The organism is Burkholderia catarinensis, from assembly GCF_001883705.2.
Taxonomy (GTDB): domain Bacteria; phylum Pseudomonadota; class Gammaproteobacteria; order Burkholderiales; family Burkholderiaceae; genus Burkholderia; species Burkholderia catarinensis.
Map to the genome: position 1 here is coordinate 70758 of NZ_MDEQ02000012.1, position 14658 is coordinate 85415.

Below are 14658 nucleotides of genomic sequence, written 5' to 3' on the forward strand. Positions count from 1 at the left end.
CTGGCAATGTCGGCACGCGTCGTGCCGCTTGCGCGCCAGCGTGCAGACCGTGCGTGCGTGGCGCATGCCGGCGATCCACGGCGCCCCGCACCCGCAGAGCCGAAAGGGCGGCTCGCAGCTTCCTGTCTCTTTCAAACCATGTGTGGTCCTGAGTATTTTGGAGATTGACCCGTGTCAACGAATTCCAGTGGAAAAGCCGGCGGCCTGATCGAGGTACGCTCGATCGATTTCATTCCCGATGCCGAGCGCCACGGCGGCTTGCTGAGCCAGTTCACGCTGTGGCTGTCGGCCAACATGCAGATCACGGCCATCGTCACGGGCGCGCTCGCGGTCGTGCTCGGCGGCGACGTGTTCTGGTCGCTGGTCGCGCTGCTGCTCGGCCAGCTCGTCGGCGGCGCGGTGATGGCGCTGCACGGCGCGCAGGGGCCGCAGCTCGGGCTGCCGCAGATGATCTCGAGCCGCGTGCAGTTCGGCGTGTACGGCGCGATGATCCCGATCGTGCTCGTGTGCCTGATGTACATCGGCTTTTCCGCCAGCGGCTCGGTGCTGGCCGGGCAGGCCGTCGCGCAGCTGCTGCACGTCGACGACGCGGCCGGCATCCTGCTGTTCGCGGCCGTGATCGTCGTGCTGACCGTGTTCGGCTATCGCGCGATCCACTTCGTCGGCCGGATCGCGAGCGTCGTCGGCATCGCCGCGTTCGTCTACATGTTCGCGCAACTGTTCGCGAACCACGACGTCGGCGCGCTGCTCGCGAACAAGCATTTCTCGCTCGCGAGCTTCCTGCTCGCGATGTCGCTGTCCGCGTCGTGGCAGATTGCATTCGGCCCGTACGTTGCCGACTATTCGCGCTACCTGCCGCGCTCGACGTCGTCGGTCGCGACGTTCCTCGCGGTCGGCCTGGGCTCGGTGATCGGCGCGCAGGCGGCGATGGTGTTCGGCGTGTTCGCGGCCGCGCTGGCCGGCAGCCAGTTCGCGCACCATGAAGTGTCGTATATCGTCGGCCTGGGCTCGACGGGCGCCGTGGCCGCGCTGCTGTACTTCAGCATCGCGTTCGGCAAGGTGACGGTGACGGCGCTCAACGCGTACGGCAGCTTCATGTCGATGGCGACGATCGTCAGCGGCTTTCGCGGCAAGGGCGCGGTGTCGTCGAAGAGCCGCCTCGTGTACATCTTCGGGATGATCTGCGTATCGACGCTGATCGCGCTCGCGGGCCGCCATTCGTTCCTGAAGGAATTCACCGCGTTCATCCTGTTCCTGCTCGCGTTCTTCACGCCGTGGAGCGCGATCAACCTGGTCGACTACTACTGCTTCACGCGTTCGCGTTACGACGTGCCGGCGCTGTCCGATCCGGACGGCCGCTACGGCCGCTGGAACGTGATGGCGATCTCGATCTACGTGGTCGGCATCCTGGTGCAACTGCCGTTCATGTCGACCCACATCTACACCGGGCCGCTCGTCGATGCGCTCGGCGGCACCGACATCTCGTGGATCCTCGGCCTCGTCGTGCCGGCCGTGCTGTATTACGTCGGCGCGCGCACGTCGCGGCGCAGCATCCCCGAACGCCTGATCCTGCCGCTCGAACGCGGCGAAGTTCACCACTGACGACGCGTCTCGCGCATCGGGCCGGTAAGCCGCCGGCCTGAGCGTCGAGCCGGGCGCAGCCAGCGCCGGGCTCGGTCAAATCCATTTCCGTTCCCGCGATGCCGGCGCGGCGTCAATGCCGCGCCAGGCATCGTTTCATTATCCGACTATTGAATAGTATGACTAAACAAACTCAAGCGCGCGGCAGCGATTGCCGCGTGCGGCCGGTGCACGCCGGTCTTCGCATGACGGTGGCGGCCGCCTGCCTGGCCGGTTCGGGCACCGTGCTCGCGCAGGACGGCGTCACGCTGTACGGCGTGATCGACGAATTCGCGCAGTACGTGAATACGGGCAACGGCTATACGGCGGCGATCAACTCGGGTGGCCAGTGGGGCAGCCGGTTCGGGCTGAAGGGCGGCGAGGATATCGGCGGCGGGCAGAAGATCGAGTTCGCGCTGGAAAACGGCTTCAATCCGAACGACGGTTCGCTGGCGAGTTCGGGCAGCCTGTTCAACCGGCAGGCGTGGGTCGGCATTGCGGGGCAGTGGGGCAAGGTGCGCGCGGGCCGCCAGAATTCGCCGCTGTTCAACGACCAGGGCGGGCAGGATGCGTTCGGCGGCGTCACGCAGGCGTCCGGCATGGACAACCTGACCGTGTTCGCGTTCCGCACGAGCAATACGCTGTCGTACCAGAGCCCGGAGATCGCGGGCTTCCAGGGCGGACTGTACTTCGGGTTCGGCGATGCGGGCGGCGTGCGTTCGGCAGGCTCCAGCCAGCAGTTCGACCTGACCTACGAACACGGGCCGTTCGGGGCCTTTGTCGCGGGCCAGTGGCTGAAGAACGCGACGGCGTCCACGACCGATCGCACGATCATGGCCGGCGCATCGTATGCGATCGGCAAGGCGACCGTGTACGGCGGCTTCTCCGCGGTGAAGTGGGCAGATTTCGGGATCGATTCGCGTGTGTACGGGCTGTCGGTCAAATACCAGTTCAATCCGGCGAACTACATCGCGCTCGGTTACGCGTATCTGCACGACCAGTCGTCGCAGGGCAATAATGCGGACCAGCTCGGGCTGATGTACGAGTACGACCTCTCGAAGCGCACGAGTTTCTACGGCGCGCTGTCGTACCTGCGCAACCGCAACCAGGCCGGCTACACGCTCGCCGGCGCGGCGAATCCCGGCCTGCCGCTCGCGTATCCGGGCGCGAATGCGCGCGGCGTGCAGCTCGGCATCGTGCATCGCTTCTGACGAGGGCGACGCGCCGGGCCGTGTGCGCCCGGCGTTTTCTTCTGGCGCATTCGCGCCGCTATTTCCCCAGCCGCTCCGCGAGCGAATAGCGCTGCATGCAGCGCTCCATCGCGTCGAGAAACGCGTGCTCGGCCGCGTTCATCTTGCGGTCGCGGTGCCACAGCAGGAACACGTCGACATCGACGAGCCCGTCGTCGGGCGGCAGCCGCCACAGCCGCTGCTGCGCGATGTCGTCGCGCACGATGTGTTCGGGCAGGCAGCCGATCCCGTAGCCGGCAAAGATCAGCCGCCGCACTTCCTCGAGGCTCGGCGACGACGCGACGATACGCCCCGTGAAACCCTTCTGGTCGCGGAACACGGTGAGCGGCGACAGGCTGTCGCCGATCTGGTCGCTCGTGAACGACACGAAATTCTCGGCGAGCAGATCGTCCATCCGCAGTTGCGTTTGCCCGAACAGCCGGTGATGGCGGCCGCAGTAGATCGCATAGCGCTGGCGCAGGAAGCAGCGCATCTCCAGCTTGTCGTGCGGCGTGCGGCACAGGCCGAGCCCGGCCGTGGCCGTCTTCTGCAGCAGCGAAGAAAGAATGTCCGACGAGCGCATCACCTCGATCTGCAGGTCGATGCGCGGATACGCGCGATGGAAATCCGCGAGGAACTCGTCATAGACGGGCGACTCGATGCGGCTCACCGTCAGCAGCCGGATCGAACCGGTGAGGTCGGCCGTGCTGTCGTCGATTTCCGTTTCGAGGCGCGAGATGCCGCCGTAGATGTCGCTCGCGATCCGGTACACGGCTTCGCCGGCCGGCGTCGGCGCGAAGTGCGCGCCGCGCCGCTCGATCAGCCGGCGCTCGAGCGTGTCCTCGAGCCGCCGCAACGCCTGGCTCACGGCCGGCTGCGTCACGTGCAGGCGCGCGGCCGCGCGGCTCACGCTGCGCTCCTGCATGATCACCAGGTAGGTGCGCAGCAGGTTCCAGTCGAGGCGGTCGTTCAGGAACGGGGCGAGGTCGGGGCGCATCAGGTCTCCGGGCGGGGCGTTAAACCAGTTATTAGTTGAATTTATACAGCGAATAATAACTTGAAATTTGACTAATGATTTGCGGTCGCCGATAAAGGAGGGGTGCCGCAGCGTGCGGCGCGAGGCCGCGACAGACGGCCGTCCACGATATGGCGCGTCGCACCGCAGCGGCGCGCGTCAGGAGCCCGCATGACCCAGTCCCTTTCTTCCGCCCGCCAGCCGGGACGCGCCGCGACGGCCGCGTTCATCGGCACGATGATCGAGTGGTACGACTTCTACATCTACGCGACCGCCGCCGCGCTCGTGTTCGGCGAACTCTATTTCCCGTCGCATGACCGCTTCGTCAGCACGATGGCGTCGTTCGCGACGTTCGCGGTCGGCTTCTTTGCGCGGCCGCTCGGCGGCGTCATCTTCGGCCATCTCGGCGACCGCATCGGCCGCAAGAAGGCGCTGATGACGACGCTGATGATGATGGGCGTCGCGACCGTCTGCGTCGGGCTGCTGCCCGACTATTCGACGGTCGGCATGCTCGCGCCGGCGCTGCTCGTCGCGCTGCGCGTGGTGCAGGGGATCGCGGTCGGCGGCGAATGGGGCGGCGCGGTGCTGATGGCGGGCGAGCACGCGCCGCAGGGGCGCCGCACGTTCTTCGCGTCGTTCGCGCAGCTCGGCAGCCCGGCCGGGCTGATCCTGTCGCTGATCGCGTTCCGCGCGGTCACGTCGATGGACAAGGCCGACTTCCTCGCGTGGGGCTGGCGCCTGCCGTTTCTCGCGAGCTCGGTGCTGCTCGTGGTCGGCATCCTGATCCGGCTCGGCGTGAACGAGTCGCCGGAATTCGCGCGCGTGAAGGAAACGAACCGCACGGTGAAGCTGCCGGTCGCCGAAGTGTTCCGCTCGTCGTCGGGGCTCGTGCTGCTCTGCATCGGCGCGAACACGATCGGCATCGCCGGCGTCTATTTCACGAACACGTTCATGATCGCGTACACGACGCAGTACGTCGGCGTATCGCGTTCGCTGATTCTCGACAGCCTGTTCGCGGTCGCGATCATCCAGTTCATCGCGCAGCCGATCGCCGCACGGATCGCCGAGCGGATCGGCGGCGCGCGCTTCCTGAAGGTCGCGGCGTTGCTCGCGATGCTGTCGCCCTATCCGATGTTCATGCTCGTGCAGAGCGGCACGTCCGCATCGCTCGTCGCGGGCATCGCGCTCGCGGTCGTGTGTATGGCCGGCTTCTACTCGGTGATCGCGGGTTTCGTGAGCGACGTGTTCCCCGCGCATGTGCGCTATTCGGCGATCTCGCTCGCGTACCAGATCTGCGGCGCGCTCGCGGGCGGCCTGACGCCGCTCGTCGGCACGTGGCTCGCGCATCGCTTCGCGGGCCAGTGGTGGCCGCTCGCGGTGTTCTACACGTGTCTGGCCGGCATCTCGCTGCTCTGCATCGTCGCGCTCGACGCGCGCCGTGCGGCGCAGCCGGCCACGGCCGAAGCGCTCGGCTCGCATTGAACCTCAATGAACGAATTCATCCGGAGTGCAAATGAAAGAATTGCTGGAAATCGACGGTGCCCGTTTGTGGCGGAGCCTGGCGGACATGGCGCGCGTCGGCGCGACGCCGCGCGGCGGCGTGCGGCGCCTCGCGCTCACCGATGAGGACCGGCGCGGACGCGACCTGTTCGCGCAATGGTGCCGCGACGCGGGGATGACGGTAAGCGTCGACGCGGTCGGCAACCTGTTTGCGCGGCGCGATGGCGCCGATGCGCAGGCCGCGCCGGTGCTGATCGGCAGCCATCTCGACACGCAGCCCGAAGGCGGCCGCTTCGACGGCGTCTATGGCGTGCTCGCCGCGCTCGAGCTCGTGCGCACGCTGAACGACGCGGGCGTCGTGACCGGCAAGCCGCTGGAGATCGTGTCCTGGACCAACGAGGAAGGCGCGCGCTTCGCGCCGGCGATGCTCGGCTCGGCCGTGTTCACGGGTGCGTTGCCGCTCGACGATGCGCTCGCGAAGCAGGACGCCGACGGCGTCGCGCTCGGCGCGGCACTCGACGCATGCGGCTATCGCGGCACGCGTGCGACAGGCGGCGCGGTCGATGCGTATTTCGAAGCGCATATCGAACAGGGGCCCGTGCTCGAGGCGAACGGCACGACGATCGGCGTCGTCACGGGCGGGCAGGCGATCCGCTGGCTCGACGTGACGGTCACGGGCGTGGCCGCGCATGCGGGCACGACGCCGATGCCGTATCGCAAGGACGCGTATTTCGCGAGCGCGCAGATGGCGCTCGAACTCGAACGGATCGTCGCCGGTCGTGCGCCGCGCGGGCTCGCGACGATCGGGCAGGTCGGCATCCGCAACGCGTCGCGCAATACCATTGCCGGCGACGTGACGTTGACGGTCGACCTCCGTCATCACGACGATGCCGAAGTCGATGCGATGGAGCGCGACCTGCGCGATGCGTGCGCACGCGTTGCCGCCGCGCGTGACGTGCAGGTCGCGATCGACACCTGCTGGCGCAGCCCGGCGACGCCGTTCGACCGCGATTGCGTCGAACTGGTCGCGCAGGCGGCGGCCGCGTTCGGCTACACGAACGAGCGGATCGTCAGCGGCGCCGGCCACGACGCGATCCTGCTCGCGCGCCGCTTCCCGACCGCGATGGTGTTCATCCCGTGCGTCGACGGCCTGTCGCACAACGAGGCCGAGGATGCGCTGCCCGACGACGTGACGCGCGGCACGAACGTGCTGCTCCATGCGGTGCTCGCGCGCGCCGGCGTCGCGGCGCAGGTCGAAGCGGCTGCTTCCGCGCACGGTGCATGATGCGGCGAACCGACGAGGACGAACGATGAAAACCTATTTCCATCCCGAACAACTGCTGCACCATCCGCGCAGCTACTTGTCGCGCGGCCAGATGCGCGAGCCGCAGGAAGTGCCCGAGCGCGCGGCGCGGCTCGTCGCGGCCGTCCGGTCGCTGGACTTCGACGTGCGCGAGCCGGCCGACCGCGGCACCGCGCCGATCGCGGCCGTGCACGACATGAACTACCTGCGCTTTCTCGAGGATGCGCATCGCGACTGGAAGCAGATGCCCGACGACTGGGGCGACGAAGTGATGTCGAACGTGTTCGTGCGCGATCCGAACCCGCTGCGCGGCGTGCTCGCGAAAGCCGCGCGCTACCTTGCCGACGGCAGTTGCCCGGTCGGCGCGAACACGTGGCGCGCCGCTTACTGGTCCGCGCAGGGCGCGCTCGCGGCGGCGGCCGACGTCAACGACGGCGCGCGCGAGGCCTACGCGCTGTGCCGGCCGCCCGGCCATCACGCACGCCGCGACGCGGCCGGCGGGTTCTGCTACCTGAACAACGCGGCGATCGCCGCGCAGTCGCTGCTCGGCCGCCATCGCCGGGTCGCGATTCTCGACACCGACATGCATCACGGGCAGGGTGTGCAGGAGATCTTCTACGGCCGCGATGACGTGTTGTACGTATCGATCCACGGCGACCCGACCAACTTCTACCCGGTCGTCGCGGGTTACGAGGAGGAGACGGGGGCGGGCGCGGGCGACGGCTTCAACCTGAACCTGCCGATGCCGCACGGCGCGCCGGAATCGGCGTTCTTCGAGCGGCTCGGCGACGCACTGCGCGCGCTTGCGCGGTTCCAGCCCGATGCGCTGGTGCTCGCGCTCGGCTTCGACATCTACAAGGACGATCCGCAATCGCAGGTCGCCGTCACGACCGACGGGTTCGGGCGGCTCGGCGGCGCGATCGGCGCGCTCGGGTTGCCGACGGTGATCGTGCAGGAGGGCGGCTATCACCTCGACAGCCTCGACGCGAACGCGCGTGCGTTCTTCGGCGGGTTCGCCGCCGCGCGCTGACTGACGGAGCGGGGCCGGATCGCTTGCGCGCGGGTTCAAGTTCTCCGCGCGCACGCCGATAATTCGCGCATATGCTGGATGGATGCACGAAGGAGGGCCGCACGATGGCAGCCGGCCGAATCAAACACGGAACGATCGCGCTCGCGGTGCTGGGCGCAGGGTCGCTCGCGTGCCGCGCGGAACCGTCGATTCCGCTGCGCGTCAGTCTCACCATTCCGGAAACCTGCACGATCGGCCCCGCCGTTCGGCAGGCCGTCGATGCCGACATGCCGAGCGTCAGTTGCGCGCACGGCACGCCGTTCATGCTGAGCCGCGCGCCGCTGCCCGACCCGAGATCGGCGCCGCGCGGCGTCGGCGCGGGCGCGCCGCCCGCATGGACCGTCACGTTCTGAACGGCGGGCGCGGCCCGTCGTCCTGCCATTCCCGCTAGAAACTGATCGTCGCGGTGATCGTGTCGCTGTAGTTGCCGGGCGCGGGCGTGGTCTGCGCCGGCACGGCGCCGTACACGGTCACGACCTGCGACGTGCCGGTGCCGACGCCCGTGACCGTCGAGCTGCCGCCCGTGCCGTCGCCCCATGCGATCGAGCGCGCGGCATCCGTGTAAAGCCCGTAGCTGATCGTGCCGCCACCGCCGCTGCGCTGCATCTGGCGCGCGCTCACGTTGCCGCTGCTGCCGCCGTTCAGCGCGATCTTCCACGCGTCGCCGTTCGTGCACTGCGCGGTGATCGAACCGGTCGCCGCGAGTGCGCCCGACAGCAAGCTCGCCGTGCCGAAGCTGACGTTGGTCGCGCTGATGTTGCAGTTGTTGATCACATCCGCCGTCGCGCTGAACGGGAAGGTGCCGCTCGACGTCGTCAGCGACGCGCAGGTCGGCGCGGCGAGCAGGTAGAACCCGGTGTTGAGCGACGTCGTGTTGCCGCCGAACAGCTGCGAGTAGGTCGTCGTGCTGTTGCCCGTCGTCGGCACGGTCGGCTGGTTCGACGTGATCTGCCCGTAGATCGTGACCGTGGCGCTCGCGCTGGTGCCGAGCGCGGGTTTGACGAGCGTGACGGACGCGGGCGTCGTGCCGGAATACACGGAGCCCCACGCGAGCGTATGGCCGCCGTCGAGATACAGGTCGTACTGCATCGTGTTGGTGCCGTTGACGAGGCTGCGCGGGCTCGTGCCGCCGAGGTTCAGGCACACGAGCACGTTCGGCGTCAGCGAGACGGTCGACCACGTGCACGTGATGCTGACCGTGCCGGTCACGGCGACCGGCGCGTTCGAGATCGGGCTGACCGAGCCGAAGCTCACCGTCGACGCGGTGGCCGTGCACGACTCGGCCTGCGCGTGACGCGGCACGCCGCACCACAGGGCGAATGCGACGACGAGCAGCAGCGCGAACCTCATGGCGCCGCCCGGCAGGTCAGCGGGCCGACGGTCGGCAGCGTGCCGTTGCCGGGCGCGGTGAACGCGAATTCCGCGACGCAGCGTTGCGTGCCGTAGTCGATCACGAGATGGTTGTCCTCCTTCAGTCCGTCGATGAACGTGAGCCCGTCGTAGCCGACGATCGTGTCCGCGCCGCTTTCGGCGTGATGCACGCGCGCGCCGGCCGGCAGCGGGTTGCCGGCGGCGTCACGCAGGATCACCGACGCCGCGCGATAGCGCGACACGCCGAAATGCGCGACGACGCCCGATTGCGCCTGCGGCACGACCGTCATCGACGTGCGGGCGATCCGCGCATCGGCCGGCAGTTTCATCGAATCGATCGCGACCTGGTTGTTCTGGTACGCATTCAGGTCGGGCACCAGCAGATGCCCCGCGCGATCGGTCGTGCCGATCACGCGGTTCTCGTGCAGCACCGGGATGCCCGCGACGCCGTCGGTCGACACGAGCGCGAAGCCGTCGTCGATGCGGCGCGACAACTGCAGGCTGCGATCCATGAACACGAGCGCGCCGCTGACGTCGAGCGATGCGCCGGTCTGGCGATCGATGCTCTGTGCGGCCGCGATGACTTCGCCCGCATGGCCGAGATAGCGCAGCTGCGCCTGACGGTAGGGCACCGCGCCCGCGCCGCCCGTCTGCACGCCCCAGCCCCAGCCGCCGTCGTAGTCGGGCGGACGGCTCGCGTTGACGGTGTAGTTCGACTGGCCGCGCTGGCGGCCGACGGTCGCGTTGATCGACGTGTTGCGGCCGAGCCCGATGTTGAGCGACACGAACGCGCCGTTCGCGCCCTGCTGCGCAAAATCGCGATAGGCACTCATGCTCAGCGACGCGAGATCGCCGAAGCTCAGCGTGTACGACACGGTGCCGATCCGCGCGCTCGGGCCTTGCGGCAGCCGGAAGCCGATATAGCTGAGCGACAGCGTCTGGCGGTGCAGGAACGGCAGCGCAAGGGTTGCCTGGTCGGTCGCCGCCGGCACCGGCGCGCCGTCGCGCGACGCAAGGTCGCCGTAGCGACCGAACGCGCGGATCGTCTGCGCGTTGATCGAGAAGCGCGGTTCGATCAGCTGGTAGCCGACGCTCACCTGCGTGCCCGGATAGCGGCCGACGCTGCCCGCTACCGCGCCGCTCACGACGCCCGCGTAGCCGAGCCGCATCAGCGCGCCGACGCCGGCGTTGAGCACGCCGCCGGTCGCTTCCGCATGTCCCTCGACGGTCAGCGTATCGCTGACGCCGCGTCGCATCGAGCCGCTGACGGCCGGCCGCGCATCGTAGTCGAACGACTGCAGCGCGTAGTTGCGGCGCAGGAAGCCGGCCTCGAACGCATAGCTCGACAGCCCGGCCGACAGCATGCGCGTATCGACGTACAGCGGCACGGAGGTCGCGACGGTGCGCCCGAGCGCGTCGCGCGTGATGACGGTCGCCTGTCCGGCGCCGGTGATGCCCGGCACATCGTGGATGATGAACGGGCCGCTCGGCACGTTGCCGGTGTACTGGCGCACGTTGTTGATGTACAGGTCGACCGCGGACGGCACGGCGGCGGAGCCCGCGAGCGACGGAATCGGGAACGTCACGAGGTCGGGCCGCAGCGCGAAGTTGCTGCGCCACTGGAAGCCGCCGAGGCGCACCGAGCGCGTCCACGCGAGCGACCCCGAGATCGCGTCGCCGATCTGCGTGGTGCTCGGCCGTGCCGGGTCCGAGCGGCTCCATGACGTATCGAAACGCGTGTAGCGCCGCTGGCCGTTATAGAAATACGCGGTGCCGGTGGTGTTGAACACGCCGTTCGGATCGAAATAGCGCACGTCGGTGTAGAGCGAGAACTGCCGGTCGCCGAGCGTCTGCGCGTACGCCTCGTAGTTGATCGCGACCCCGCGTGACGCGGTGGCCGCCTGCGTGGGCGGCAACGCACGGCTGTCGACCGCGTACGGCCGGCGCAGCGTATCGGGCATCTGCAGGTCGACGCTCTGGTGTGCCGCGTCGTAGCGGTAGCGCAGGCCGGGAATCGTGTCGAGCTCGACCGTCGCCGCGTCGGCGATGCCGAGCCGGTCGGTCGCGACGCCGATCGTGCGCAGGTCGGCGCCGCTCGCCGACAGGTGGCCGTCGCGTTCGCGGAAGTGCGCGAGCAGCGTCGTGCTTTCGCCGTTGACGCTGACTTCGAGGATCACGTCGTGGGTGCTGTCGGTCATCACGAGCGCCGCCGGTTCGTCCGCGCTTGCGCCGCCGGGCACGAGCAGGCCGCCAGCCGCGACGGCCGCGACGGCCACGAGCGCGATGCGCCGAGAGCGTCGTGACGTTCCGCGTCCGTTGACCGGGCGCGTGCCGGCGCATGGCGAAGGGGAAGGAGCCGGGCGGTGCACCGGCGGTCTAGCCCGGCGGCTCCACCGCGACGACTGCGCTGGCCGGCTGCGAGTTGACGGCCGCCCGCACCGTGACCTTGCCGCCGAGCGTGACGCCGGCCGGCAGCGGCACGCTCCACTGGCCGGTGCGGCCCGCGAGTGCATAGCCGAGCAGCCCGTGCGTGAGCGGGTACGCATGTCCGTCGCCGGTCACGAGCTCGACCGATGCCAGTTGCGCGCGGCGCGCGCCGCCGTTGTGCACGCGCAGCACCCAGCCGCCGTTGCTGCGCACGAGTGCCCAGTCGAGTTGCGGCGCGCCGTTGGTCGCCGGCTCGACGAACACCGGAATCGAATAGCGCAGCCGGATCGACACGCCGTTGGTCGGCGCTTCGCCGGGCTGCGGCAGCTCGTCGATCAGCAGCCGGTAGCTCTGCTCGATGCCGGATGGCGTGCGCGACGCGCGCACGACGCGGATCAGCTGCTCGGACAGCGTGCCGACCTCGATCAGCGGCGGGCTCGCGACGAGATCCTGCGTGGGCGTCAGCGTGTCCTGGCCGTCGGCCTGGTCCCAGCGGAACACGCGCACCTGCCCGTACACGGGCCGCTCGCCCGGGTTGCGCAGCGTGATGCCGGTGGCCGTGTCGTCGGACCCGAATTCGATCGTGACGGGGGAAATCTGCAGCGACGCGGCGTGCGCGGCGCCGGCCGCGCACAGCAGCGCGGCGAGCGTTCGACGTATTGCGGTCATGCGTTGCGGCGCCGGTCAGAAGTAGACGGTTGCGGTGATGGTCGTCTGATAGGTATCCGGCTTCGGCGTCGCCTGCGCGGGCACCTGGCCGTAGACGGTCAGCGCCTGCGCGGCGCCCGTGCCGGTGCCGGCCACGGTGTTCGTGCCTTGCGTGTTGCCCCAGATCGTCGTGCGACCGGCGTCCTGGTAGAGCTGGAAGCCGACGGTCGTCGTCGTGTTGCCAGTCGACGTGCCGGCCATCAGGCGGCTCGCGATGCTCGATCCCGTGACCGAACCGGCATCGAGGCCGACGTTGTACGGTGTCGTGTTGGTACAGGTGACGCTGACGGTCGTCTGCTGGTCGATCGCGGTGGCCAGCACGCCGTTGGTGCCGAAGGCCAGCGGGTTCGCGGCGATCGTACAGTTCGGCTGCAGGGTCAGCGTGACGTTGAAGGTGGCGGTCGCGGTGCCGTTCGAATAGGTGGCCGCGTCGGCGGCGGGCGTCGAAAGGCCGATGGACAGCGCAAGCGACAATGTCGTGGAAGCGATGGCGACTTTCAAACTTCCCCCTCATCTTTTTTTGATTGGATTTAGCCGCGCCCTGCACGCCGCGGCACGGTAAATGCTGATCCGAATCGATGAGTCTTTCAATCTTAAAGTTTGGGCTGTTTCATTTTGTTACAGTTGGATCGATTATTGATTGAATAAAGTCGGAAAACATTGCATTTTTCGATTTGATTATTCGTGTCGGGGCGAAAGATTTTCCTGCAATGTGGAAATGGCTATACAGCTTGTGCGGTGCGATACGATTTTTCCATGCGGCGCGTCGTATCGACCTGAGAATGGTAATTAATACGTTTGCCGAAATGGAAGTCGCAGCGATGAATCATTCGGGGCATTGAATCGATTTCGCCGGCCCGTGAATCGATTCGAATCGAATGATGTCGGGAGGGGATATTAAGGATTTATCCCGATTGAAAAAACGGTGAATCCGGACGGCCGACTGAAAATGAAATCGGCCGCAATGCGCGGCCGTGGGAATGCGTGCTGAACGGGGCGACGGTTCGGGCGTGTCGCGCTTACGCGTTCGCGGCGGCCGGTGCTCGGCGGCGCTGCGCAACCTGCAGCACGACGAGCGCGAGTCCGGCCGCGGCGATCAGCCCGCCGACGAGCGGCACTGCCGCATAGCCGAAGCCGGCCGAGATCGCCGCGCCGCCGGCTGCCGCGCCAACCGCGTTGCCGAGGTTGAACGCGCCGATGTTGACGGCCGACGCGAGCCCCGGTGCTTCGTGGGCCGCCCGCATCACGCGCATCTGCAGCGGCGGCACGACCGCGAACGTCGCGATACCCCAGACGAGCAGCGTGACGGCGGCGCCGGCATGCGTGCCGGCGAGCAGCGGGAACGCGGCCATCGTCGCGATCAGCAGCAGCAGGAAGCCGATCAGCGTGCCGTCGAGCGAGCGGTCGGCCAGGCGGCCGCCCGCGATGTTGCCGATCGAGAAGCCGACGCCGATCAGCACGAGCATCGCGGTCACGAAGCCGGGCGTTGCGCCGCTCAGGTGTTCGAGCGTCGGTGCGACATACGTGTAGAGCGTGAACATCGCGCCGGCGCCGAGCACCGTCGTCCCGAGCGCGCCGAGCACGACGGGGCGCGTCAGCACCGAGAGTTCGGCGCGCAGGTCGGGCATCCTGCCGGCTGTGCCCTTCGGCAGCGCGGCGAACAGGCCGGCGATCGCGACCAGGCCGAGGCCCGCGGTTGCCGCGAACGACATGCGCCAGCCGATGATCTGGCCGAGCCACGTCGCCGCCGGCACACCGCCGACGTTCGCGATCGTGAGACCCATGAACATCGTCGCGACCGCGCTGGCCTGCTTTTCGCGCGGCACGAGGCTGGCCGCGACCACCGAGCCGAGCCCGAAGAACGCGCCGTGGTTGAGGCTCGTCACGAGGCGGGCGAGCAGCAGCGTCGTGTAGCCCGGCGCGACGGCCGACAGCAGGTTGCCGATCGTGAAGATCGACATCAGCGCGATCAGCGCCGAGCGGCGCGACCAGCGCGCGAGCAGCAGCGTCATCAGCGGCGCGCCGGCCATTACGCCGATCGCATACGCGCTGATCAGCATGCCGGCTTGCGGAATCGACACGTGCACGCCGTCGGCGATCACGGGCAACAGGCCCATCGGCGAGAACTCGGTCGTGCCGATGCCGAACGCACCGGCGGCGAGCGCCAGCAGCGGCAGCGCGGCGCTGCCGCCCGGGCGGGAAGGAGTGGAAGTCGTGGTGTTCACGCGATGGGCTCCTGTAATCGGTGGACTGAGGACAGCGTGAAGTGTGCCCGCATTACTTTTGCGGAAAAAGCCGTAGACAGACGAAATTATCTTGATTTCATGTCAACAATGTGGGGCGGGCGACGCTCCAGCGGGGCGGGCGAAACGATGGTGCCTTTCGCGAATGTTTTTTGTAACGCGAAAGGCGCGGT

The 14658-nt window shown here is 68.3% G+C and carries 12 protein-coding genes; 6 read left to right on the forward strand and 6 right to left on the reverse strand.

Annotation, left to right across the window (positions count from 1 at the left end):
• The first annotated feature begins 171 nt into the window (after nt 1-171).
• Both BFF94_RS20265 and BFF94_RS20270 read left to right on the forward strand, forming a co-directional pair.
• Nucleotides 172-1602 (forward strand): purine-cytosine permease family protein, encoded by a 1431-nt coding sequence (locus BFF94_RS20265; protein WP_128842602.1) that lies wholly within the window; start codon nt 172-174, stop codon nt 1600-1602.
• A 158-nt stretch (nt 1603-1760) separates the two neighbouring features.
• A complete protein-coding gene (locus BFF94_RS20270) occupies nt 1761-2831 on the forward strand; it encodes a porin (protein WP_128842601.1) in 1071 nt (356 codons plus the stop codon).
• Between the two features lie 58 nt (nt 2832-2889).
• On the opposite strand, the gene BFF94_RS20275 is transcribed toward BFF94_RS20270, so the two are convergent.
• Complete coding sequence (locus BFF94_RS20275) at nt 2890-3846, reverse strand: LysR family transcriptional regulator (protein WP_114176621.1); 957 nt, start codon at nt 3844-3846, stop codon at nt 2890-2892.
• Between the two features lie 189 nt (nt 3847-4035).
• Here BFF94_RS20275 and BFF94_RS20280 point away from each other — a divergent pair, with 189 nt between their 5' ends.
• The 4 genes from BFF94_RS20280 (at nt 4036) to BFF94_RS20295 (ending at nt 8089) form a co-directional block, all read left to right on the forward strand.
• Nucleotides 4036-5346 (forward strand): MFS transporter, encoded by a 1311-nt coding sequence (locus tag BFF94_RS20280; RefSeq protein ID WP_219139733.1) that lies wholly within the window; start codon nt 4036-4038, stop codon nt 5344-5346.
• Nucleotides 5347-5377: 31 nt separating this feature from the next.
• On the forward strand, nt 5378-6649 hold the full coding sequence (locus BFF94_RS20285; protein ID WP_219139734.1) for a Zn-dependent hydrolase: 1272 nt from the start codon (nt 5378-5380) through the stop codon (nt 6647-6649).
• Between the two features lie 25 nt (nt 6650-6674).
• Nucleotides 6675-7697, forward strand: a complete 1023-nt coding sequence (locus tag BFF94_RS20290; RefSeq protein ID WP_219139735.1) for a histone deacetylase family protein — start codon at nt 6675-6677, stop codon at nt 7695-7697.
• Between the two features lie 104 nt (nt 7698-7801).
• Nucleotides 7802-8089 (forward strand): hypothetical protein, encoded by a 288-nt coding sequence (locus tag BFF94_RS20295; protein ID WP_219139736.1) that lies wholly within the window; start codon nt 7802-7804, stop codon nt 8087-8089.
• A 34-nt stretch (nt 8090-8123) separates the two neighbouring features.
• Here BFF94_RS20295 and BFF94_RS20300 read toward each other — a convergent pair whose 3' ends face one another.
• The 5 genes from BFF94_RS20300 to BFF94_RS20320 all read right to left on the reverse strand — a co-directional run bounded on the left by BFF94_RS20300 (nt 8124) and on the right by BFF94_RS20320 (nt 14467).
• Complete coding sequence (locus tag BFF94_RS20300; protein ID WP_128851235.1) at nt 8124-9086, reverse strand: Csu type fimbrial protein; 963 nt, start codon at nt 9084-9086, stop codon at nt 8124-8126.
• Nucleotides 9083-11383, reverse strand: a complete 2301-nt coding sequence (locus BFF94_RS20305; RefSeq protein ID WP_246637372.1) for a fimbria/pilus outer membrane usher protein — start codon at nt 11381-11383, stop codon at nt 9083-9085. The genes BFF94_RS20300 and BFF94_RS20305 overlap by 4 nt, the downstream gene beginning before the upstream one ends.
• A 100-nt stretch (nt 11384-11483) precedes the next feature.
• Nucleotides 11484-12203, reverse strand: coding sequence for a fimbrial biogenesis chaperone (locus BFF94_RS20310; protein WP_128851237.1), 720 nt, complete (start codon nt 12201-12203; stop codon nt 11484-11486).
• 15 nt (nt 12204-12218) lie between these two features.
• Nucleotides 12219-12704, reverse strand: coding sequence for a Csu type fimbrial protein (locus BFF94_RS20315; RefSeq protein ID WP_372454255.1), 486 nt, complete (start codon nt 12702-12704; stop codon nt 12219-12221).
• Nucleotides 12705-13261: 557 nt separating this feature from the next.
• Nucleotides 13262-14467 (reverse strand): MFS transporter, encoded by a 1206-nt coding sequence (locus BFF94_RS20320; protein WP_219139738.1) that lies wholly within the window; start codon nt 14465-14467, stop codon nt 13262-13264.
• Nucleotides 14468-14658: the final 191 nt, after the last annotated feature.